The sequence below is a fragment of the Pseudoalteromonas sp. 13-15 genome, from assembly GCF_001468205.2.
Lineage (GTDB): Bacteria > Pseudomonadota > Gammaproteobacteria > Enterobacterales > Alteromonadaceae > Pseudoalteromonas > Pseudoalteromonas marina.
On record NZ_CP019162.1, the window covers coordinates 538,398 to 562,471 of the forward strand.

Here is a 24,074-nt window from a genome sequence, read left to right on the forward strand (position 1 = left end):
ACAACTCATAGCTTAATGGTACTTTTAAAGTTCTAGTAACAAAGGTTAGATTATTGTGCTTGTTTACATTTTTTGTAAACGACTAATATACTTTCCCAAGTTTAACCAAACTTTTTCAGATACTTATTTCATGGCTATCAAGGAGAAATAAATGGCGAAGCGTATGATCAAATTTACACCAATAGCGGCATCAGTTGCACTCACACTCGGCTTAACGGCGTGTGGTTCTGACAACGATGGCAATAACTATGTTGCACCACCACCACCAGTTGAGTCTTTTAGCTCAGAAGACACAGCTTTATTTAACGTAGAAGTTACAGGTAAAGCGGTTAAAGGTGCGATGATGAACGCGGTGGTTAGCGTTTCAACATTAGATGCAACTGGTGAAATGGTTGCAGTACCATTTCGTTTAGCAGCATCTGCGGAAGCTGAAACATTCTCTGCTGAAGAGTCAACTCAAGCAGCTGCAGATGCAGCAGTTGCTGCAAGTATTTTAGCAGCAAACCCAGACGCTGTTTTAACAAATGAGAGTGGCCGTTACAGCGTTTACTTAGAAAATGACTTTTCAGGTCCTGTATACATTACTGTTAAAACATCAGCAGAAGGCGACGATAGCTACCTACGTTGTGATGCATACTTAGGTTGTGGCACTTACGACGAAGCACCAGCAGAAGATGATGTTAACGATGGCGATACAGCAATTGAGTTTGGCGAATGGTACAAAACAGACTTAGAGCTTTCTGTTGTTAAATTTATTCCAGCGGTTGAAGCTGATGCATCTGGCGCAAGTGGCGTTTTTGGCGATGCAAACGTAGCGCGTTCACTTAGAGCAAACGCGACTTTCTTAACAACACTTGTTTCACAACTTTTAATTGATGCTGGCGAAGGTGTTGATGCTGCTGGTATTGCTAATTCTAGTGTTGATGTGCTTGTTCAAGTTTTAGGCCCAGATACAGCACTTTTACTAGCTTCTTTACTAGGTGATGTTTCTAACGGCGGTGCAGTCGATTTAACTGACGTTGACGGCGAAGAAATGCTAGACGATGGTATTTTATCGTTAACTCAACTTGCTTCATCTATTCAAGGTCTTGCTGATATTAACGGCAATATGACAAAACTTATTGCTGGTATTAAAGCAGGTAAAGTAACAGGTAGTGACGATGCAGACATCGCTGCACTAGCAACTGCATTACAACAAGCTGCTACAAATACAGCTAATATTTTCTTTGCAATAGCAACTGGTGAAGAAAGCGATATTGAAGCTGCTCTTGCGGCTGCATTTGCTGTAAACAATCCAGATGCAACTGACGCTGAAAAAGCTGCATTTGCTGCGCAATCAACCGGTATTGCTAAAAAAGCGAAAGCTGCAAAAGATAAAGCCGTTAAAAGTGGTGCAGCAAGTGATGCTGGTTTAGCTAATGCTGCTGAAAAATCTAAAAAAGCACTTGAGAAAATTGGTTGTACTGACGATTGTACAGTAGGCAATGGTTTCTACATGCAACTTGCAGCCAAAGTAACTGCTGCGGTAACTATTGCAGAAGCTGATTTAGTTTCAATCCAAGAGTCAGTAACTACTGCAGAAGCTGATTTAGTTGAAGTACAAGCAAAAGGTGGAGACACTGTAGTTGACGCAGACACAGCTGTTGCGTTTGCAAATGCAGTTGAGTTACTTGTGAATAAAGCTGCAGTAGCTGATTTAGCCGGTGAATCGAATGCATTGTTTGTTCAGTCTCAAGGTTTAGTATCTGTAGCTACATTACTTGTGGCAAATAGTTCTGATTACCAACAGATTTTAGATGATGCAGACGCGTTAGTAACAGGTTCTTCAGCTGAAATTGAAAAAGTTGCAACGTTTAACACAGAACTTGCATTACTTGTTACTGAAGCTGAAGAAAAGCTGGTTGAGTTTGAGGCAGAAGTTGCAGCAGCAGCTGCCCTTGCTACAGAAACTAACGAACTAGCGCAAGCGGCTGAAACGGCTGCAATGACTGCTGAAACAGCATCAACAACTGCGCTTACTGATGCTGAAAATGCAATGGTAGACAACGCTGATAATGCAGCCGCTGCGTTAGTACTAGCTGATGCTGCTATTGTTGCGGCTTCTGACTTTGCTGCAAGTGTTGACGCATTAGAAGTTGCTATTGCTCAAGCATTAGCTGCTGCAGAAGCTTACTTAGCTCTAGATGCTGACAGTGCCGATGCACAAGAATTAATTGATGCTGCAGAGGCAATGGCTGTTACAGCTGCTGCTAAAGCTGAACTTGCATCAGAGCAGTTTGCTACAGCATATGCTCTACAATTAACAGCGCAAGAAGCGATTGCTAAGTTTGAAGTACTTGTATCTGTTAAAGCAACATCAGAGTCACTTAGCACAATGACTGTACTTACAAGCACTGGTGGAGAAGCGGTTCTTGATGCAGCTGACGTGTTAGGTGATGTAATTAACGAACTTGCTGATATGGGGAATGTGGGTGAAGGTACATCTACTCGTCAACCTAACTGGACTTATGCTTACAGCTTAGACGATTTAATACTGATACTTAACAATGAAACCACAGGTGAAAAGATTAACGCATTTGCATCTTACCAAGGTGATCAGTTAGTTGTTGCTTGGGGCGCTACGTTAGTTGGCGGTGATGCTACGGTTGAGCTAGTGACTGCAGACACGCAAACTAATGCTCTTGCAGATTGTGTTGATTTTGCAGCCGGTACTATTGACGAGACTCAAATTGATTCTTGTTTAATATTTACTTTTGACGGCGAAGTTGATGCTGACACAGTAGATGATGCTGAAATCGTTAATACTGAAACTTGGAACCACGTGACAATTATGGACGGTGATTCTGGGTTTACTGGTATGTTAAATGTAACTGCTGATGACGCGACTGACAAGGGTACTGTTACTCTTGAAGGTATGTCTGGCGACCTAGACTTTAAAGTTATGGGTACGGTTGACGCAAGCGGTGATGAAGATCAAAGCATGCTAGATGTAATGGTTAAAGGTGACGCAGCAATGGGTTACACATTATCTCTTATGGGTGCTGAGTCTACAGGTTACACTGGCGACGTTAAAGCTATGTACAACGGCATGATGATGTCGTTTGGTACTGCTACTAAAGTTACTAATGGGCTTTCAATCTCTTACATTGATGGTGTAACAATGGATTACACTGATGTTGATTTAATTGACTCAAGCAAGTAATTTTTAAACTATTAAAGGGAAAAGCTGCGTGCTTTTCCCTTTTTTTATTGAAAGCGATTAAATTATGAAAAAAAAAATTCTTTTGCTAGGATTTTCATCAGCTCTACTATCTCCACTTGCATCCGCTAATAATCAGTTTCAAGTTTTTACTCATTTTGACGCAGAAATCTATACCGAAGCGCAACCAGTTCAGGCATTTGTTGATGACTTTGATGCGCCGCTAACATCGGGTGACAGTGCATTTACGTACAATATTTTTGAAGTTGGTGTTGGGTACGGTAATTTTAAAGTTGGTTTACAAAGTCGCTTTGACTACGTACTAAATTTTGATCCAGATACGGCAAAATACACACACATTGAAAAAAATAATTTAGCTTTTGAAGATAGATACTACACCTATTATTTAGACGCTAAACAAGCAACTTCTAATGGTATATTTGCGTCTTACGATTTTAAATTTTTAGATAAAAACGCATTAACCATTACACCAAAACTTTCTATTTTTGCTAGTACGCATTTTCAAGACGGGATTGTTGACGGGCGTATTTACAGCGATGAAGTAGAAGGCGATATTTCTGTAGATTATAACTATTCAAAAGATATTTTATTTAAAAAATTTACGCCATCTGAAAACCCAGAAGGCTTGGGTTATAGCCTAGATATATTTGCTAATTGGCAAGTAAATGACGAGTTGCATGTAGGCTTTAGCGTTAAAGATTTGCTGTACAAAACAGATTATGAAGACAGTGGGTTTGTAAATGGGCAAACAACCGAGATCCCATTTAGCCAAAACGATGATGGCGATATAATTACGCAGCCAACTGTATCGTTAAAAACGTCGTCGTTTGGAAATACGCAATCTCATGATTTTGATATGAAAATGCGCATGCAAGCGTTTGCTGATTATAGAATAAATGATCGATTTTCGACTCAATTAACTCTTAAACGCTACGATCAAGATACATTTAGCCAGTTAAAAGGGCGAGTTCATTTTTGGGATCATTGGAAAGTACAAGCTGGCTATGAAACTAAAAGCAAAGCTTACTTAGTGGGTATTGAAAGCGAGTATTTTGGTCTTAATCTGCAAACCGATAGTTTAGATTTGGATAAAGCGTATTATGCAAATATAAATTGGTACATGAACATTAAGTTTTAAGGAATGAAGATGTTAAAACAAATTATACCTTTAGGGGTTACATTAGCATTAGCGGGTTGTGGTGGATCATCTTCTAGTTCTGATAACAACGAAAGCGTGGCTGTAACTCAAATTACAACTAATTCAACAGCCCGTTTTTATGTCGCCAACTGGCAGTCGCCGAAGGGTACACTCAATATTTTAAATAACGAAGGTGTTATTCAAGAGTCGATTGAAGTAGATAACATTAATACGTTTAGCATAAGTGTAACGCCGCTTACATACAGCCGCTTTGAATTTATACCTGATGATACGTTGTTATCTTGTCCACGATTTACAGGGTGTGGCAGAACAGCACGTGATGACCCTAATGATTTAAACGGCAACCGTTTAGTTGATTTTCAAGAACCAACGTCTGTTACATTAAATTATAAAGCAGATGCATTTATTGCTCCTGGTGTTAACGCGGTGTATTTTTCTCCTTTAAGTACAGCGATTACTGATGCAGGCTTAAGTGCAGTGCAAGCAAGTTTATCTGCCACGCCGTTTTATCATTTAACGCACAGTAACCTTACAGCCAGTGTTGAAGCTGAAATGGTAACTAACGCCTTTACTTATGCTGCTATTATTGCGGGTGTAGCCGATATTAACTTTAACGTTGATACTGCATTTAATGCCTTTTCTAGTAATGATAGCGAACAACAAGCATGGCAAGATTACAGTCAATTAGCTGCTCAATATATTCCTGATAACCTGTTTAGTGAACAGGGAAATGGCTTACTTCCTAATGTAGCTGGCCAAGTAAACCAAACCATTGCGAGTGTTACTACCTATCAGCAGTGGGAGCCACGTGTGAGTGAAGCACAGAGCATAGATTCAAGAGAGCTGCTTGTTGATGTTAGAAATATTATTGGTGTTGCAAGGCTTCAAGAAAAAAGCTACTCAAATGAACTCGACGCTAAATTTGCTGAACTAGAGGGTGCGTTTGACGAAGATACTCAAGCAACGCTTACAGCACTGACTAATGCGCTTAACGAGGTTATAACTAATTATTCACCGCTGGCTGATGATTCAGTGCCTGCTGGGCAATATTCGCTGAGAGATTTAGACATTGATTACAGTAAATCGCCTTATACTTGGGCTATAACGGGTACCTACGACAACTTACCGATTAGCATAGACTTATCTATTCCTACATTTAGAGTAAGTGGCGTGCTAGGTAATAAAATTGAGGGTGTAATGAGTGCTACGGTAACCAATGGCTCAACTTTACTGAGTGTTGATGTTAGCGAGTTGCTGATTCAGTTTGATGGTATTGACGTTGTAAACGAAACAAATCCTGATGCTGATACAGGTATTGCACAACTTACTACTAATGTTGTTATTAATAAAGCTAATGGTGAATTAGCTGGCGATTTATCGTTAAACCTAAACCGTTTTGTGGACTCATTTGGCGAGGTATCCACTACGTTATCGTCTTTCGATTTTCAAGGTGACTTTGAAAGCGAAGTTCAAAGTACTGCGTTTCATATAACTGCAATTGAATCGTCACCTTTTATTGGTGAAGAAAATGATGATTTAGCCTTTACCTTCGAATTAGATTTTCCACTAAGTGCCGCTAACGATTTTAAATTTGCTTATGTGGGTGCTGTAGATAATTTAACAGAGCTAACATCAACGGATATATATGTGAGTGCTCAAGGACAGGCGTTGGATCTTCGTATTCGCGATGTTAATGGTAATATTAGCCTAGTTGCAAAAGGTGAAAACGGTCGCTGGTTAGATGTAAAACAAGCGGGTCGTAATTACAGCGGCGGCTTATACTTTGGTGATACAAAAATTGCTGAGGTTACTGCAGTTCGCGGGATCCCAGGTGTTTTATTTCCAAATGGTGATTTTGAATCGGTGTTTTAAACCACTGTTAGTTTTATAAACTAATATTAAAAAGCCCAACAAGGTGAACACCGAGTTGGGCTTTTTGTATTTTGTAACTGCCGTTATAGTAGTTCTATTTCAACAGTTTCGCCTTGTGCAATGTTTCCACTTTGCGCAGGGACTACAATTAAACAGTTAGCTTTACTGAGAGACGACAATACGCCTGAGCCTTGTTTTTCAACAGGTGTGACAACAAGGTTGTTGTTTTCGTCGTTACTTGCAATACCACGTTGAAAGTCTGTTCGGCCTGGGCGCTTTTTAATTTGTTGAGTTGTGACTGCTTTTAAACGAAGTGTGGGTTTAGGCTCATTGCCAGATAGTTTGGTCAATGCTGGTTTTACAAGTCGCTCAAGCGTAACGGCTGCAGAAACTGGATTGCCAGGTAGACCAAAAAAGTAGCTGTTAGGCAATTTACCAAAAGCAAATGGTTTGCCTGGTTTCATGGCTATTTTCCAAAAGTGTATATCGCCAATGTCGTTTAGTACTTCTTTTGTGAAGTCGGCTTCACCAACCGATACACCACCAGAGCTAATAACGGCATCGGCTTGCTCGTCCGCTTTTAAAAAGGTTTTTTGAATAAGCGCTTTATCATCGGGAATAATACCAAAATCAATCACCTCTATATTTGGATTATTAAGCTCGCTAATAATCACAGCGCGATTACTTTCATAAATAGCGCCTGCAGGAAGTGCATTACCCGGCTCTATTAGTTCGTCTCCAGTTGAGAACACGGCTACTTTGAGTGTTTGGTAAACGTTTACTTCGTTAATACCAATAGAGGCTAATAATCCAACGTCTACGCCTTTAAGCTTTCTGCCTGCTTTTAATACCACACTGTTTTTTGTAATATCTTCACCTGCAAAACGGACATTGTTATTGTGCTCAATAGTGCCTGTAAACGTAATTTCATCATTATTTACTGTGGCGTTTTCTTGCATAACAACGGCGTTAGCACCTGGTGGAAGTGCTGCACCGGTCATAATTCTTACGCATTGACCGGGCGTTAGCGTTTTGTCGAAGGTTTGACCCGCAAATACACTGCCTATTTGCGTGTAGGTGGTTAGGCCGTCGCTAATACACAATGCATAGCCGTCCATCGCAGAGTTGTCATGTGCGGGCACATTAATTGTTGATTGAACATCAGTAGCCAAAATTCGGCCAACACTACTCATTGCAGGTATTGTTTCGGTATGCTTATTAAAGCTAATTGCATCTAACATATTACTGATTGCGGTTTCTATTGGTAATAAACCGGGTGCATTGCAAACATCGTTCATATATATTGCTTACTTAATTCATTTTTTAAAACAATACTTACAATGTCAAAGCTTTACAATACATGGCTGGGTTATTTTTTGTTTAGTATTTGCGTGTTTTCAAGCTCGTTAAACGCAAAAGAAACAATACATGTTGCGGTGGCAAGTAATTTTAAAACCGTGTTACAAACCTTACTGCAAGACTCCCCAATACCGGGTATACAAGTAAAAATATCAGCGGCTTCTAGCGGTGTTTTATATTCTCAAATTGTACATGGAGCGCCATTTGATGTGTTTGTATCGGCTGACGATGTACGCCCGCAAGCTTTAATAAAAGAAGGATTTGCTAGTCAAAGTAGCTTAATTACCTATGCACTTGGTGAACTTGCTGTGTGGCAGCCCAATGCTAATAAAGTAAATAATAAAGTGGCGATAGCTAATCCGCGTTTTTCACCTTATGGGCAGGCGTCTGAATTTTACGCGAATGCCAATTTTAAAAAGCCAATAAATTATGTGTATGGTAATAATATTACGCAAGCTTTTCAGTTTGTTCAAAGTGGGAATGCATCTGTAGGGATCGTGGCTGTCTCTACATTAAAAATGGCGTTTAATAATAGCCAGGACCCACAGTATTTATCGTACAAGTTAATACCGCCTAGCGAGTATCCCGAAATTATTCAACAGGGGGTTATTATTAAATCGAGTAAAAAACTGGCAAGCGCTCAAAAGCTTATGGACTTTTTAATGACCAGCAGCACTCAACTTAAGCTTGTTGAATTAGGATATAGAACAAAGGATAGCAATGCTTCAAAGTGATTTAACAGCACTGTGGCTGACGGTAAAGTTAGCTTTTATAACGGCTGTGTTGCTGCTTGTTTTTTGTATTCCTGTTGCATACAAACTAGCGGGGTACAAAGGTAAATTTAAACCATTTTTAGAAGCGCTTATTGCAATGCCGTTAGTATTGCCACCGACCTTGCTTGGTTTTTATCTACTGGTTTTATTTTCGCCCACACATGCTGTTGGGCAATTTTGGTTTTGGCTAACAGGTACCCAGCTTGCGTTTAGTTTTCAGGGTGTTGTTATTGGTTCGCTTTTTTATTCTTTGCCGTTTGTAATGCAACCCTTAGTGGCAGGGTTTAAGCAGATTAACCACACCTATAACGAGGCTGCAATTGCCTTGGGTTTGAGTCACTTTAAGCGTTTTTTTTACTTAATATTGCCATTGTTAAAACCTAGTATTGGTAGTGCATTTGCACTGGGGTTTGCGCATACGCTCGGGGAGTTTGGCTTAGTGCTGATGATTGGTGGCAATATACAAGGAGAAACACAGGTTGTTTCTATTGCTTTGTACGACCATGTTGAGTCGTTAAACTATGCAGCGGCGCATCAGCTTTCGCTTATTTTACTGGCTATTTCATTTGCGTGTTTAGTGCTGTTATTTAAATTTAATAAAAGCATAGTGGGGGTTAAGCAATAATATGATTAAGTTAGCCCTTTATAAATCGCTTAACAGCTTTGATTTAGACATAAACCTTCACCTTGAATCTTTTACTATTGCGGGAATTTTTGGTCCATCGGGCTCGGGTAAGTCCACCTTGCTACGTTGTATTAGTGGCCTTGAAGGTGAGCAGAGTGTTTATATAAATGATAAATCGGTACATCATATACCAACTGAACAACGCGGTGTTACGTTGCAAGTTCAGTCCTGCCCATTATTTCCGCATTTGGATGTAGCAGGTAATTTAGCGTTTACACAAAAGCATTGTTTTAATAGGCAAACTGACTTAACTGAACAAAAAGTTATTGATGCACTTGAGTTACACCCCTTACTTAAACGCAACGTTCAAAGCTTGTCTGGCGGGGAGCGCCAACGGGTGGTGTTTGCACGGACGTTGTTGGCAGGTCAAAAATTAATTATTTTAGATGAGCCATTTAGCGCACTTGATTGGCCGCTGCGCTTTAAAACACTCTCAACATTAAGTGAATTGGCGGCAACGTTTACTATTAAATTTATTATAGTGAGCCACTCGTTAAAAGAACTATTATTTTGTTGCGATACCCTGGTGCAGCTCAATAACGGTAAAGTAATTAACCATGGCCCGAGTGCGCAGGTGGCTAAAGCTATTTACGCTAACAATAAACAAGCACCGCTGAGCTTAATTAACTTTCAAATCATTACATTTGATGAAAAATACGGTGTGTATTTGCTTAAACTACACAAAAGCGAGCAGCAGCTATTTGCATTACCCAGCGCTGTAGAGCAAGGTAATAAACTTATATTAGAGTGTGAGCAAATATCAGTAAGTGCAGAAATGCCATTAAACACAAATAACAGCAATGTTTTAATATGTACGCTGCACAGTGCAGAACTTATAGATAAAATATGGCAACTTAAGCTAGATGTAGACGGACAAAGCTTGTACTGCTTACTTTCACCAAGAGTGTGGGATCAAAATAACTACAAAGTAGGCGATACACTTTATGCGACTATTCATAATCTAGAGTAGTTTGAAGTGGGTTTTAGCTGCACGTAACACAATGACTGTTTTTTGTGATTTTAAAGCGACTAAACTCCATACTCAAACCATCAACCAACAGTAAATGCTCGTTCAACCCGCTTGGTAATCCAGCAAGCATTTTTAAGGCTTCAGTGGCCTGAATACTGCCAATTAATCCTACAATGGGCGATAGCACGCCTGATTCTGAGCAGCTTTGTGTTTGATCTGACATAAACTGCGATAAACACTCATAACAGTGGCTATTTTCTTGCATTGTAAAACAGGCAACTTGGCCTTCCATTCTAATTGCAGCGCCCGATACTAGTGGGGTTTTTGTTTTATAACAGGCTGTGTTTAATACATTACGTGTAGTTAAGTTATCAGAGCAATCAATGACTATATCAATATTTTTTAATAGCTCGTCAAGCTTTGACTTTTCGTCTAAAAATGCATCGATTGTATGTATATCTATTTCATCATTTAAGCTAATTAACTGCGCTTTGGCGGCGTGAGTTTTTAAGCACCCTACATCCGTTTGTTTATAAAGCACCTGCCTTTGCAAGTTAGTAGCATCAACCACGTCGTTATCTACAAGCGTTAACGTACCCACACCTGAGGCAGCTAAATACTGAGCAACCGGGCAGCCCAAACCACCTAAACCGACTATAAGCGCATGAGATTGCCATATTTTTTCTTGCCCCTCTATATCTAATTTAGGAAGCATTATGTGGCGCGAGTAGCGTAGTTGTTGTTGGTAAGTCAGGGCTGGTTTAGTCATTAGCGGCTTCTCATTATTTTTATACACAATAGCAATTTTTAGAATATGTGGGCAAGAACAGGGTTAAAAGTAATTGCACTGTTAGTGCTCACATTGATTACCTTAACAGTGCAAATGAAAATTATAACGAATTAGAAAAAACATAAGTTAATGATTTTTAATGAAATAAATTATTGGCTCACTAATTGCTCAGCATGGTTAACGTGAAATTAACAAATACAGTGGTTTAATTAATAATAAAGTAGTAGCCGCTATAAATAACTACAAACGTAACTAAGGAAAAATAACATGCAACCGAGTACTGGGTTTAATCTCATATCGTTTAGCGGAAAAATGAAAATACTGCATTTAAGCTGGATGGTGTTTTTTATCTCATTTTTTGTCTGGTTTAACCATGCGCCATTATTAGGCGCTATAGCGGGTTCGCTAGGTATTACTATGGCACAAGTAAAAACGCTGCTTATTTTAAATGTGGCACTAACCATTCCTGCTCGCGTGGTTGTGGGCATGTTAACTGATAAATTTGGGCCTCGCATCGTTTATGCATCATTACTGATTTTATGTAGCATCCCATGTTTTATGTTTGCGATGGCCACCACGTTTGAGCAAGCCGCTATCGCGCGTTTTGCACTTGGCTTTATTGGTGCGGGTTTTGTTGTGGGCATTCGTATGGTGAGCGAGTGGTTCCCGGCAAACGAGTTGGGTACAGCAGAAGGTATTTACGGTGGCTGGGGTAACTTTGGTTCGGCAGCTGCTGCAATGCTATTACCTGTATTAGCGCTTATGTTTGGTGGTGACGATGGCTGGCGTTATGCGATAGGCCTAACCGGTGTATTAAGTGTCATTTTTGGTGTTATTTGGTACATCAGCGTAACTGACACGCCAAAAGGTGGCACTTACTTTAAACCAAAAAAAGTAGGAGCAATGGAAGTAACCAGCAAAGGCGACTTTGTACTACTTCTTATAATGAAGCTACCTATGTACGGTGCTTTAGCACTACTTACTTGGAAGCTTTCTCCTACTGGTGCAAATTTACTTTCTGAAAATTTTGTTATTGGTACATATGTATTTTTGGTGCTGCTTTATCTTTACGAAGTTTATAAAACGTACGACATAAATGGCCATATTTTTAAGCAACCTGTTCCTGAATCACACCGTTACGAATTTAAACAAGTTGCAGTTTTAAATATTCTTTATTTTACAACGTTTGGCTCAGAGCTTGCCGTTGTATCTATGTTGCCATTATTTTTTAGTGAGGTGTTTGGCCTTGATATGGTATACGCAGGTTTGCTTGCATCAGCGTATGCGTTTATGAATTTAGCTTCTCGCCCCGGTGGTGGTTGGATCTCAGATAGAATGGGTCGTCGTAAAACACTTATTGTACTTACCACAGGCTTAGCTGTAGGTTATTTTGTTATGGGCTTAGTTGACGCTAGCTGGCCGCTTTGGCTTGCAGTTGCAGCGGCCATGGCGTGTTCGTTTTTTGTGCAAGCGGGGGAAGGCGCTGTATTTGCCGCTGTGCCACTTATTAAACGCCGTTTAACGGGTCAAATTGCGGGTATGACGGGCGCCTACGGCAATGTAGGAGCTGTTGTGTATTTAACGGCGCTCTCATTAGTTGATTACCAAACATTCTTTATGATTATTGCGGCAAGCGCATTATTAGGCTTAGGTGCATTATTTTTCATGAAAGAGCCCGATGGCCACATCACAGAAGTAAACGAAGATGGCACCGTTGAACTTATTTCTGTGACTTAAGGCATACATATGTTTGATGAAACCCAAAAAGCCAGCGCACTTACAAACGAACTTAATGTTGAGTTTGGTGGGCACAGTAGCAAAGGTATAAAAACCGAAAACCAAGATGCGTTTGCTGCTCTTAATACTCAAGCGCAAGAAAAAGAGTCAAAAGGGGTTATTGCCTGCTTGGCCGATGGGTGTTCATCAGCAAAAAATGCTAAACAAGCGTCACAGTTATCGGTAACGCACTTTATAAATGAGTATTTAAATACACCACCAAGTTGGGCCGTTAAAAAGTCGGTATCTAAGGTATTGGCCAGTTTAAATCAGTGGCTTTATTCGCAATCGGTTAACTACAATCACCTTGGCCAGCGCCAAGCAGATTGGATGACCACGTTCACAGCGCTTATTTTAAAATCGGCCACGGGTTATATTTTTCATTTAGGTGATACCCGAATTACGCGGTTACGTGCAAAAAGTATGGAGGCGATAACACGCGACCATAAAGTAAACGATACTCTAACGCGAGCTTTAGGCGCACAGCTTCATCAAGAAATTGATGTATACGAAGTTGAACTTAAAGCTGATGATATTTATATACTTACCTGCGATGGTGTACACGATGTGTTGCCATACAGTGATATACAAAAGCTAATTGATGAGCATACTAATTTAGAACACGCAGCAAAAGCAGTGACAGAGCTTGCCATAGCAAGAGGCAGTGACGACAACGTAAGCTGCCTACTTGTAAAAGTGAATAGTATTGCAAAACAAAATTTAGACGAGTTATATCACTCTTTAACAAGGCGAAAAATTCCGCCACCGTTAAAAGTTGGCCAAAAAATTGATGACTTTACTGTTATCCGTGAATTACACGCTAGTAGCCGCTCGCACATTTATTTAGTGCAACAAACACCCGATACGCCGCCGGTTGTATTAAAAGCGCCTTCGGTAAATTTTGAAGACGATGTGCACTACCTTCAAAGCTTTATAAGAGAAGGCTGGGTGGGGCAACGTATTAATCACCCCAATGTAATGAAGGTTTTAAATACGCAATCGCAAAGCCGATTTTTATATCATATTTGCGAATACATGGATGGGCAAACACTGAGTGATTGGAAGCATGATGTGCCGCATCCAGAAATTACCCAAGTGCGCAGTATTATTGAACAAATAGTACAAGCACTTAGAGCGTTTCAGCGTTTGGATATGGTGCACCGCGATTTAAAACTCGATAACGTGATGATAGACGCTCACGGCAAAGTAACATTAATCGATTACGGCACGGTAAGTGTTGCGTCTATGGATGAGTCGGTAAAGCAAATTGCTGATGATTGCCCGCAAGGTACGGTAGATTACACCGCACCAGAGACGCTTATCACTATGCACGCTGATTTTAAAAGTGATTTATTTTCGCTAGGCGTTGTTGCGTACGAATTATTATGTTCAAAATTGCCGTATCAGCCACTCGCGCATAATCATGTACCAAAAGATTACAGTCACTGGCAATACACTAGTATTCGTAAACACAGAGCAGATATCCCGTTTTGGTTAGATCAGGCTTTAATGAAAGCATTGGCTCCCAAACCCGAATTTAGATACCACGCATTTTCTGAATTTATAAGCGATATCAATAAACCTAATCCACATTTAAAAAGTACCGCCCCGAAAGACTCAATAATGAAACGCGATCCGGTTTTAGTCTGGAAAAGTATTTCGTTGTGTTTATTTATAGCCTTGGTGTGTGTACTCATAATTAAAAACTAAGAGATAAACATGTTAAATCATAAAAAAAACTTACCTATTATTTTTATACTGGGTAGCTTAACTGCGCCTTCAATTAGTGTTGCAGCGCAAACCGATCTTAACTTTAGACTGCGTTTTGAAAGCGCAGAGCAAGATAATGCGTTAAAAGATGCAAGTAGCTTAACGCTGCGTACACGCCTTACTCATAAAACAGATGAAGTGAATGGTTTTTCTGCACTTATTGAAGTTGAAGACAGCCGAAGCCTGTTAGGTGTAGACGATTACAACAATACACTGGGTAAAAATACTAATTACTCAGTAATAGCCGACCCAGAAACTACAGAAGTAGATCAAGGTTTTATAAAATACGCGAAAGATTCGTTATCAATTAAAGTTGGTAGGCAAGTAATAGCGCTTGATGGACAGCGGTTTGTGGGCCACGTTGGCTTTAGACAAGACAGGCAAACTTTTGATGCGGCAACAGTCAATTACACGTTTAATGATATTAATTTGCACTATAGCTACATAAGCAAGCGCAACCGTATATTTGCCGAAAGCAAAGATATTGATTCATCCGATCACCTTATCAATGCAAGTTTTAAAACAAGCTTAGGTAAAGTGGTTTTATACAGTTACTTATTAAGTAACGACGCAGTAGATGATGACAGCTTAGATACTTATGGCGTTTCTTTTAGTGGGAATAAAACACTCAGCAATACTAAGGTTTACTATAAAGCAGAGTACGCCACGCAATCTGCATCAACGAGCATGAGTGATTTTGATGCTGATTATTATGCATTTGAAGGCGGCGTTGATTTAGCCGGTTTAGGTATTAAAAACGTGACACTAAAAGCCGGTATTGAGTCACTGGGCTCTGATGATGGCGATTATGGTTTTGCCACGCCGCTTGCCACTATGCATAAATTTAATGGCTGGGCTGATACGTTTTTAGCAACGCCTGCACAAGGGCTTGATGACACTTATGTAAGCTTAAATGGTAAAGCCTTTGACGGTAAATGGTTAGTGGCTTATCACAGCTTTGATGCAAACGATAATGCAAATGGCGTTGATGATTTAGGCTCAGAGCTAAACGTGCAATACGTTAAGCCTATTAATAAAACCTATGCCGTTGGCGCTAAATATGCCGATTATTCAGCAGGCGATAGCGCTGCAGGCAAAGTTGATACCCAAAAACTATGGGTGTGGGTGAGCGCTAAATTTTAAGTATTTAACCAGAACTCTGGTTATTTAATTTGAAGCGTTACAAGTTGGTGCAATAGCGCCAGCTTGTGGTGCTTCCACTTCTTTTTTACTGCACCAAGTTGGTTAAGTCACTGTAATATATTGATTATATATCTGGCTTGCATATTGCTATAACAACTACATAACAAATTATACGTTTAAAGTACTCATTTATGCATTGAGTACTTTGAACAAAATAGGTGATTTTAATGCCAAGCAAGCAGCGTGTTGTCGTCGTAGGAAACGGGATGGTTGGGCATCATTTTGTACAGCAGCTAGTATCGCAGCAAGGTGATAACAAAAATGTTGATATTACCGTGCTCAGTGGTGAAGACCGCCTCGCTTATGACCGCGTTCAGCTCTCGTCATTTTTTAAAGGTAAAACCGAAGACGATTTAGCACTTACCTGCAGTAAAACCTATCAAGATTGGCAAGTGTGTTTCCATACTCATTCTAAAGTGGTTGATATAAACCGAGATGCAAAAAAAGTTACTACTGCAAAAGGCGAGTCATTTGAATACGACAAGCTAATACTGGCAACGGGTTCGTTTGCATTTGTGCCACCCATTCCAGGTAAAGATCGTGACCATTGCCTCGTTTACAGAACCATTAACGATTTACACGCTATAAAAAAATCAGCAAAAGATAGTAAAGTCGGCGTTGTTATTGGTGGCGGTTTATTAGGGCTAGAAGCAGCCAACGCGTTAAAGCAGCTTGGCTTGCAAACCCATGTAATAGAATTTGCACCTCAACTTATGGGCGTACAAATAGATGGTGCTGGTGGGCGATTACTTAAAAATAAAATTACTGAACTTGGCGTTAAAGTGCATACCTCAGTGGCGACAGAGCAAATTATAGAGGGTGAAAACAGCCGTTATAAAATGTGCTTTAAGGGTGGTCAAACCCTAGAAACCGACATGATAGTATTTTCGGCCGGTATTCGCCCATACGATAACCTAGCTCGCGAGTTTAATTTAGAAATAGGTGAGCGCGGCGGCATCGTAATAAACAACCATTGCCAAACGAGTGATAAAAACATATACGCTATAGGCGAATGCGCCCTTTGGAATAACTTTATTTTTGGTCTTGTAGCACCGGGCTACGCGATGGCAAAAGTAGCGGCGGGGCATGTTTTAAAGCAGCTTTCTTCAAGTACAGCTTCAAACACACCTTTAAGCAACTATTCAAACAATACTGATGAATTTAGCGGCGCCGATATGAGCACCAAGCTTAAATTAATGGGTGTTGAAGTGGGCTCAATTGGTGATGCCCATGCACGCAGTGAAGGCGCAATTAGCTATTACTTTGAAGATCAGCTAAGCGGTATTTACAAAAAAGTAGTCACTAATGAGCAAGGCAATAAGCTCATAGGTGCTGTACTGGTTGGCGATACCAGTGATTACGATAATTTATTGCAGTATCACTTAAATAGCATTGAGCTTAGTGTGCCCGCAGAGTCATTAATAATGCCGCTTGCAGGTGACGCGGGCGAGCTAAACGCTGATGATTTGCCACAAGATGCCATTATTTGTGCGTGCCACAAAGTCACAAAACACACTATTGAACACGCGGTTATACAAGGCTATAGCGATTTAAATAAAGTGCAGCAAGCCACTAAAGCAAGTACGGGTTGTGGAGGGTGTGAAAAACTAGTGCAAAGCGTTATTAGCAGTGAACTTAATAATAAAATAGCCACGCTAACCCCAGTAGATGAACCTGTATCACAGAGCGCTTAACGCAAATAATAAGAGAGCAGTATGGAAACTTTAAACACTTGTTCAAACACGCCTTTGCTTAAACAAACTACCTGCGCTTATTGTGGTGTAGGGTGCGGGGTTGATATTTCATTATTAAATAATACCCCAACAAAACTTGAAGGCACGCGCGAGCACCCCGCTAATTTTGGCCGTTTATGTGTTAAAGGCACGCATTTGCTTGACACCACCGGCAGTGATAACCGCTTAACATCGCCCCTTATTGATAACGAACCCGGTAGCTGGGATACGGCAACTGATTTCGTTGCTAATAGATTTAACGCCATTATTAAAGAGCATGGACCGGAGTCGGTTGCGTTTTATGTATCGGGGCAGTTACTCACTGAGGATTACTACGTTGCCAATAAATTAATGAAAGGCTACATAGGCTCAGGCAATATAGATACAAACTCAAGGCTGTGTATGTCATCGGCGGTTGCCGGTTATAAACGTGCATTTGGTGAGGACGTAGTACCATGTACCTACGACGATTTAGAGCAAACTGAGCTACTTATTTTAATTGGCTCAAATGCAGCTTGGACTCATCCGGTGCTTTACCAGCGTATGGAGCGCGCAAAAAAGCTTAATCCAAACATGAAAGTTGTGGTTATCGACCCACGAAAAACCGATACAGCCGAACTTGCCGATACCTTTTTAAATATAAAACCAGGCAGCGACGCAGCACTTTATAACGGCTTACTTAATTATTTAAGTGAACATAACTATTTAGATACACAATTTATAAACGCGCATACAAACGGCTTTGAAACAGCGCTTGCAGATGCTAAAAAGTGGAGTATAAAAGCGGTAAGTGACTTTTGTGATATCGATGCGCAGCTAGTCAGTGACTTTTACGCCTTATTTGCAAAAAGCCCAACCGCCATTAGTTTTTATTCAATGGGTATTAACCAATCAAGTTCAGGGGTTGATAAGTGTAATGCCATTATAAATGCGCATTTAGCGTCGGGTAAATTGTTAAAACCTGGATGTGGCCCGTTTTCTATAACTGGGCAGCCTAATGCTATGGGTGGGCGTGAAGTAGGTGGCTTGGCAAATCAATTAGCAGCACATTTAGACATTGAAAACGAAGCGCATCAACAGTTAGTGCAGCGTTTTTGGCAATCACCAACAATAGCTAAAAAAGCAGGGTGTAATGCGATTGATATGTTTGATGAAATCGCCAAAGGAAAAATAAAAGCTATTTGGGTAATGGCAACCAATCCAATGGTAAGCCTACCTAATAACGCAGCCATACAACATGCACTTGAGCAATGTGAGCTGGTGGTTGTGTCTGACTGTATTGCCAAAAGTGATACGCTAAAATTTGCTAATGTGGCGTTTCCCTCAACAGGATGGGGCGAAAAAAACGGCACAGTAACTAACTCAGAGCGCAGAATATCAAGGCAACGCCCGCTAGTTGAGCCTTTCTCAGGAGCTAAAAATGATTGGCAAATAATGTGCTTAGTTGCCAAAAAAATGGGCTTTGAAGGATTTGATTTTACAGACCCCAGTGGAATTTTTGAAGAATGGGCACAACTTACTGATTTTGAAAATAACGGTGATAGGCTATTAAATTTATCAGCTTTAGTAGGGCTTTCGCAGCAGCAGTACGATAACTTAAAACCAGTTATGTGGCCGGTACTAAAAAATGAGCCATACAAAAACGGGCAGGTTTTTGTTAATAATCAATTTAGCACCGCAGATAAAAAAGCCCGCTTTATACCTATAACGCCCAAACTTCCTGTGCAACAAACGTCAAGCGATTACCCGTTTGTAATGAACTCAGGGCGAATACGCGATCAGTGGCATACAATGAGTCGCACCGGAAAAAGTACAGCGCTTTCTACTCATATAACCCGCCCATACATTGAAATAAACCCCATTGATGCCAGCAGACTAAATATAAAAGAAAACGATTTAATAACTGCCAATGCTAAAACTGGGCAGGTTACAGCTCATGCAAAAATAACGGATGCCGTGCGTAAAGGTGAGTGTTTTATGCCTATTCACTGGAACAAGCAATTTGCCTCATCCGCTACGGTAAGTGGGCTTTATCAATCGGTTGTTGACCCTATTTCGGGCCAGGCTGAGTGTAAGCATGGTGCTGTTGATTTAGTTAAAGCGCAGTTTGCTCAGTACATGCAAGTTTTTAGCAAAACAGAGCTTAAAATAACCAGTGATTTTTGGCTTAAAGTTAACGCAAGTAATTGTGTTAACTACCAGTTAGCGCTCAATGAGCCGCAAATTGATTTGCTTTATTATTGCCAAACACTGACAGGGTTACAAGGGCAGTGGTCGGCAATGGGCAGTGCAAAAGCAATGCATGTTCAATGTATTCAAAACGAGCAGTTAGTGTTTGTTGCGGTTGTTTCGTTAGCTCAAAAAGACATATCACTTGAGTGGATAAATCATTTATTTGCAGAGCCTTTAATAACCTTTAGCCAATTACAGTCATTGTTGTATGCCATGCCCGATGAAGAATTTACCCAAGGCGCGCAAGTATGTAGTTGCTTTAAAGTTCGCGAGCAACCCATTATAAACGCCATTAAATGTGGTGAAAATACAGTAGAAAAATTGGGGGCTAAACTAAAATGCGGCACTAACTGTGGGTCGTGTAAAACCCAGTTAAGCCAATTAATAAAGCAGCATACTACAAAAAACGCTAACAGTATTGATGTTGCGGTTGTCATTTAAAGTGCTATTTAGACAAATAACATAAACACCAAGGAAGCATATGCTTAATGATCAATTTGGTCGGCAGTTTAACTATTTGCGCCTCTCAATTACAGATGTGTGTAACTTTAGTTGCACCTATTGTTTACCAAACGGGTATCAGTGCGATACCCCGCGTAACTTTTTAAATAAAAACGAAATAAACACCTTAGTAAATGCGTTTGCGCAATTAGGCACAAAAAAAGTGCGCATTACGGGCGGTGAGCCGTGTTTACGCAGTGACGTAACCGACATTATAAAGCAATGTAAAAACACCCCTGGCATAGAAAAAGTCGCCATAACAACCAATGGTTTTAACTTATTTAAAAAAATTGATGAGTTTTACAGCGCTGGCTTAGATGCGCTAAACATTAGTATAGATAGCTTAAACCCGAGCATGTTTAAATTAATTACAGGACACGACAAGCTAACCCATATTTTAAAAGGGATAGACCGGGCAATTGAGCTGGGTATAAAAGATATAAAAATAAATGCAGTGCTGGCTAAGCAATTTAATAAAAACCAATTAAATGATTTTTTAGACTGGGTAAAACATAAAAAAGTAACGGTACGCTTTATCGAATTAATGGAAACAGGTAATGGTGCCACCTTTTTTGAACAAAACCATTTAAGCGGGCAAAGTGTTAAAACGCAGCTTTTAGCACAAGGTTGGTTACAGGTAGTAAGAGGTAAATTAAACGGCCCTGCAGAGGAGTTTTGTCACCCCGATTTTGAGGGTCGGATTGGCTTAATTATGCCCTACAGTAAAGATTTTTGTAAAAGCTGTAACCGATTAAGAGTATCGTCATTAGGCAAATTGCATTTGTGCTTGTTTGCCGAGCAGGGAATAGATTTACGCCCGCATTTAAATGCGCAAGATATGCCAGCCACTGTAAATGCAATTCAAGCAGCAATGGGCAATAAAACCATTAGCCATGAGCTTGATAAGCGCTTAACGGGCGCCACAACCCATTTAGCAATGTTAGGCGGCTAAAATGAGTGATAAGGCTGTATTCATGGGCGTTGTACTTGCTGGTGGACAATCATCCAGAATGGGCAGCGATAAAGCCAACCTCATTTTAAAAAATAAAACATTACTGCAAAATGCACGTGAGTTATTAACAGCAGCAGGAGCAAGTGATGTACTTATAAGCCGTAATGTACAAAGTGCTACTGCGCAATATATACCTGACATATACCCAGGCTCTGGCCCGCTTGGCGGGATTTATTCAACCTTAATGGCAACAGAGCAGGATATACTTGTAAGCGCTGTTGATATGCCATTACTTACTTGCACGTTATTATCGCAAATTGTATCTGCAGCAAGCGATAACCCCCACTTTCAAACAAATCAGTCACAAATACATGCGTGGCACTTTGAAAATGAACCGTTACCCCTGTATATTCGTAACACCCAAAGCGTTAAACGTCATTTAAAACAATTACTCATAAACGCAAATAGTCATAAATCAATTAAACAGTTTACCCGTAGTATTGGTGTGCAAACGCTAAAATGTAATAAAGCGCACGCACTTATTAATACCAACACACCGGCGCAATTTAAAGCTGTTAACGAGCAATTTGACCAACACAAACCTAATTTACTGAGAAGAACCCTATGAGCCACACAACTGAGTCACAAATCGCATTAAACATTGCCGTAATGACAGTAAGCGATACACGCGATGAAATTACGGATACGTCAGGCCATTATTTAATTAAAGCCCTTACTGAAGCAGGCCATCACTTAGCTGATAAAGATATAGTTAAAGATGATGTTTACCAAATGCGAGCAGTTGCATCGCAATGGATTGCCGATGACACCATTCACGCTATTTTAGTAACCGGTGGTACGGGCTTTACCGAGCGCGACTCAACACCAGAGGCATTTGCCCCGTTGTTTGATAAAAGCGTAGATGGATTTGGAGAGCTATTTAGACATATTTCGTACGGCGAAATTGGTAACTCAACTATTCAATCGCGTGCGTTGGCAGGCCTTGCCAATAACACCGTTATTTTTTGTATGCCAGGCTCTACGGGTGCATGTAAAACAGCCTGGACAGGTATTATAAAAGATCAGTTAGACTCAATGCATAAGCCATGTAACTTTGCCCCGCATATTACTATTGGTAAAAAATGCGAATCGCGAGAGCAATAATATGCTGAGCCACGTAGACGAAAATGGCCAAGCAAACATGGTTGATGTATCGCTAAAAGAGGTTACTCTGCGCGATGCATCTGCCGAGGCCTACATTAAAATGAGCAAACACGCTTTTGAGCAAGTGTTGCTTAATCAAAATAAAAAAGGTGACGTGCTAGGCGTTGCCCGTATTGCGGGTATTCAGGGCGCTAAAAAGTGCGCCGATTTAATTCCGCTTTGTCATCCGCTTGCACTGAGTAAAGTAGCTGTTGATTTTGAGCTTGATGAAGCACATAGCCAAATTAAAGTCACCAGTTACTGTAAATTAGCAGGTAAAACGGGCGTTGAAATGGAAGCACTCACCGCTGTATCTGTGGCGACCCTTACACTATTTGATATGTGTAAAGCCGCCGATCCGCTTATGGAAATACACGGTATGCGTGTAACGCAAAAAGCAGGGGGCAAGCATGGCAGCTGGCAGCGAGACTAATTTAAATGATACGAATGCAGCTGCAGGGCATGTTATCGTACTTTTTTTTGGCCAACTAAAAGAGCGGCTAAAGTGCGACAAGTTAACCGTTAATATAGCGCATACCCTTAGCATTAAAGCGTTTAAACACATGCTGGTTGAGCAAAACCCACATTGGCAGGCATGGCTTGAAGAACGTGATGTATTGTGTGCGCTTAATCAAACTATGTCATCAAGCGATGAGCTTGTAAAAGCAGGGGATGAACTTGCTTTTTTCCCACCAGTGACAGGTGGCTAATGAGTATAAGCATTAACGTACAAACGCAGGATTTTTCAGTAGGCGAGCAACATGACGCACTTTGTAGCAATAACAAAAGTGATGGTGCCGTAGTGACGTTTACAGGGCTGGTGCGAGAATTTAGCAGCGGCGATAACGTAATTGCCCTTGAGCTTGAACACTACCCAGGTATGACTGAGCAACTACTGCAATCGATAGCCGAGCAAGCACAAACACGCTGGCAACTTGCTCGCATAAGTATTATTCATCGAGTCGGTTATTTAGCCCTTGGTGAGCAAATTGTATTTGTTGGCGTAACCAGCCGCCACCGCCAAGCCGCCTTTGAAGGCGCACAATTCATAATGGATTACTTAAAAAACCACGCCACGTTTTGGAAAAAAGAGCATTTTAAAGACTCATCAAATTGGGTTGAGTTTAAACAAAGTGACAAGCAAGCGTTAAATAAATGGCAAGGTATCGAACAGGATGCAATTAAGTAAATGCATATAATCTCTACCAATATCTCTAAAATAAAAACGGTTGTGCATAACGGCAAAGAGGTCAAAACCGGTATATTTAAAACGCCAACCAATGAGCCTGTTGTTATTGAAAAACTAAACATAATAGGTGATGAACAAGCCGATTTAGTTAATCACGGCGGTATTGATAAAGCGGTTTATGCGTTTTCGCACAATAATTACGATTATTGGAAGCGCACCCTTAAAAATGATGATTTAGCAGTCGGTGCCTTTGGCGAAAACTTTACAATTTTAGAGCTTGATGAGAAAAAAATTCATATAGGGGATCGTATTCGTTTAGGTACTGCACTACTTGAAGTAAGTCAGCCCCGTGTGCCGTGCTTTAAATTAGCTATTGCACTTAATAATAAACAAAGCCTAAAACTGTTTACCCAGTATTACCACACGGGTGTTTATTTTAGAGTGCTTGAGCAAGGGATGGCTAAAACAGGCGATGCCGTTATTATTGAACATAAAGCCAAACACAACATTTCGGTTAAAACGTTGTTCCAGGCGTTTTTTGATAAACAATACCCAGATTATGAAAGCGTATTATTAGCAGCACTTGAACTCCCCGAGCTTGCACTTGAGTGGCAAACTAAAATTAAAAAGAAGCTTTCATTAGAACTTCACCAATAATTTATTTTAAAATTAAAAGTTGAATATACG

20 protein-coding genes are annotated in these 24,074 nt (G+C 40.4%); 18 read left to right on the forward strand and 2 right to left on the reverse strand.

The features are described from left to right. The first annotated feature begins 151 nt into the window (after positions 1 to 151). The 3 genes from ATS72_RS02600 (at position 152) to ATS72_RS02610 (ending at position 6,251) form a co-directional block, all read left to right on the forward strand. Positions 152 to 3,202: a hypothetical protein gene (locus ATS72_RS02600; RefSeq protein WP_058428746.1), complete on the forward strand. Its 3,051-nt coding sequence runs from the start codon at positions 152 to 154 to the stop codon at positions 3,200 to 3,202. Between the two features lie 64 nt (positions 3,203 to 3,266). After that, positions 3,267 to 4,358, forward strand: a complete 1,092-nt coding sequence (locus tag ATS72_RS02605) for a hypothetical protein (RefSeq protein WP_058428747.1) — start codon at positions 3,267 to 3,269, stop codon at positions 4,356 to 4,358. A 9-nt stretch (positions 4,359 to 4,367) separates the two neighbouring features. Continuing rightward, positions 4,368 to 6,251, forward strand: coding sequence for a hypothetical protein (locus ATS72_RS02610; protein ID WP_058428748.1), 1,884 nt, complete (start codon positions 4,368 to 4,370; stop codon positions 6,249 to 6,251). A gap of 83 nt (positions 6,252 to 6,334) precedes the next feature. On the opposite strand, the gene moeA is transcribed toward ATS72_RS02610, so the two are convergent. Next, positions 6,335 to 7,549: a molybdopterin molybdotransferase MoeA gene (gene moeA / locus ATS72_RS02615; protein WP_058428749.1), complete on the reverse strand. Its 1,215-nt coding sequence runs from the start codon at positions 7,547 to 7,549 to the stop codon at positions 6,335 to 6,337. A gap of 42 nt (positions 7,550 to 7,591) precedes the next feature. On the opposite strand from moeA, the gene modA reads away from it, so the two are divergent. From modA to ATS72_RS02630, 3 genes are read left to right on the forward strand one after another with little or no spacing between them, the layout of a single operon-like run. Next, on the forward strand, positions 7,592 to 8,344 hold the full coding sequence (gene modA / locus ATS72_RS02620; protein ID WP_058428750.1) for a molybdate ABC transporter substrate-binding protein: 753 nt from the start codon (positions 7,592 to 7,594) through the stop codon (positions 8,342 to 8,344). Continuing rightward, on the forward strand, positions 8,331 to 9,008 hold the full coding sequence (gene modB / locus ATS72_RS02625) for a molybdate ABC transporter permease subunit (protein WP_039037176.1): 678 nt from the start codon (positions 8,331 to 8,333) through the stop codon (positions 9,006 to 9,008). The genes modA and modB overlap by 14 nt, the downstream gene beginning before the upstream one ends. A gap of 1 nt (position 9,009) precedes the next feature. Further along, positions 9,010 to 10,038 carry an ATP-binding cassette domain-containing protein gene (locus ATS72_RS02630; protein ID WP_058428751.1) on the forward strand — a complete coding sequence of 343 codons (1,029 nt, stop codon included), beginning with the start codon at positions 9,010 to 9,012 and terminating at the stop codon, positions 10,036 to 10,038. A 13-nt stretch (positions 10,039 to 10,051) separates the two neighbouring features. Here ATS72_RS02630 and ATS72_RS02635 read toward each other — a convergent pair whose 3' ends face one another. Further along, the gene (locus ATS72_RS02635; protein ID WP_058428752.1) at positions 10,052 to 10,807 is read right to left on the reverse strand and encodes a HesA/MoeB/ThiF family protein; all 756 of its coding nucleotides are present in this window, start codon (positions 10,805 to 10,807) and stop codon (positions 10,052 to 10,054) included. Between the two features lie 288 nt (positions 10,808 to 11,095). Here ATS72_RS02635 and ATS72_RS02640 point away from each other — a divergent pair, with 288 nt between their 5' ends. The 12 genes from ATS72_RS02640 to ATS72_RS02695 all read left to right on the forward strand — a co-directional run bounded on the left by ATS72_RS02640 (position 11,096) and on the right by ATS72_RS02695 (position 24,044). Next, entirely contained in the window at positions 11,096 to 12,565 is a 1,470-nt protein-coding gene (locus ATS72_RS02640; protein ID WP_010556319.1) for a NarK family nitrate/nitrite MFS transporter, read from the forward strand. A 9-nt stretch (positions 12,566 to 12,574) separates the two neighbouring features. Then, complete coding sequence (locus ATS72_RS02645) at positions 12,575 to 14,314, forward strand: bifunctional protein-serine/threonine kinase/phosphatase (RefSeq protein WP_058428753.1); 1,740 nt, start codon at positions 12,575 to 12,577, stop codon at positions 14,312 to 14,314. Positions 14,315 to 14,323: 9 nt separating this feature from the next. Further along, entirely contained in the window at positions 14,324 to 15,517 is a 1,194-nt protein-coding gene (locus ATS72_RS02650; protein ID WP_058428754.1) for an alginate export family protein, read from the forward strand. Positions 15,518 to 15,744: 227 nt separating this feature from the next. Then, on the forward strand, positions 15,745 to 17,271 hold the full coding sequence (locus ATS72_RS02655) for an FAD-dependent oxidoreductase (RefSeq protein ID WP_058428755.1): 1,527 nt from the start codon (positions 15,745 to 15,747) through the stop codon (positions 17,269 to 17,271). 21 nt (positions 17,272 to 17,292) lie between these two features. Beyond that, on the forward strand, positions 17,293 to 19,983 hold the full coding sequence (locus ATS72_RS02660; protein ID WP_058428756.1) for a nitrate reductase: 2,691 nt from the start codon (positions 17,293 to 17,295) through the stop codon (positions 19,981 to 19,983). A 40-nt stretch (positions 19,984 to 20,023) separates the two neighbouring features. After that, positions 20,024 to 20,995, forward strand: coding sequence for a GTP 3',8-cyclase MoaA (moaA, locus tag ATS72_RS02665; RefSeq protein WP_058428757.1), 972 nt, complete (start codon positions 20,024 to 20,026; stop codon positions 20,993 to 20,995). Between the two features lies 1 nt (position 20,996). Continuing rightward, entirely contained in the window at positions 20,997 to 21,623 is a 627-nt protein-coding gene (locus tag ATS72_RS02670; protein ID WP_058428758.1) for a molybdenum cofactor guanylyltransferase, read from the forward strand. Beyond that, on the forward strand, positions 21,620 to 22,159 hold the full coding sequence (gene moaB / locus ATS72_RS02675) for a molybdenum cofactor biosynthesis protein B (protein WP_004587753.1): 540 nt from the start codon (positions 21,620 to 21,622) through the stop codon (positions 22,157 to 22,159). The genes ATS72_RS02670 and moaB overlap by 4 nt, the downstream gene beginning before the upstream one ends. 1 nt (position 22,160) lies before the next feature. Next, positions 22,161 to 22,631, forward strand: a complete 471-nt coding sequence (gene moaC, locus ATS72_RS02680; RefSeq protein ID WP_058428759.1) for a cyclic pyranopterin monophosphate synthase MoaC — start codon at positions 22,161 to 22,163, stop codon at positions 22,629 to 22,631. After that, on the forward strand, positions 22,609 to 22,908 hold the full coding sequence (locus ATS72_RS02685; protein WP_058428760.1) for a MoaD/ThiS family protein: 300 nt from the start codon (positions 22,609 to 22,611) through the stop codon (positions 22,906 to 22,908). Before moaC ends, ATS72_RS02685 begins: the two co-directional genes overlap by 23 nt. After that, positions 22,908 to 23,387 (forward strand): molybdopterin synthase catalytic subunit MoaE, encoded by a 480-nt coding sequence (moaE, locus tag ATS72_RS02690; protein WP_058428761.1) that lies wholly within the window; start codon positions 22,908 to 22,910, stop codon positions 23,385 to 23,387. The genes ATS72_RS02685 and moaE overlap by 1 nt, the downstream gene beginning before the upstream one ends. Then, positions 23,388 to 24,044 (forward strand): MOSC domain-containing protein, encoded by a 657-nt coding sequence (locus ATS72_RS02695; RefSeq protein WP_058428762.1) that lies wholly within the window; start codon positions 23,388 to 23,390, stop codon positions 24,042 to 24,044. Positions 24,045 to 24,074: the final 30 nt, after the last annotated feature.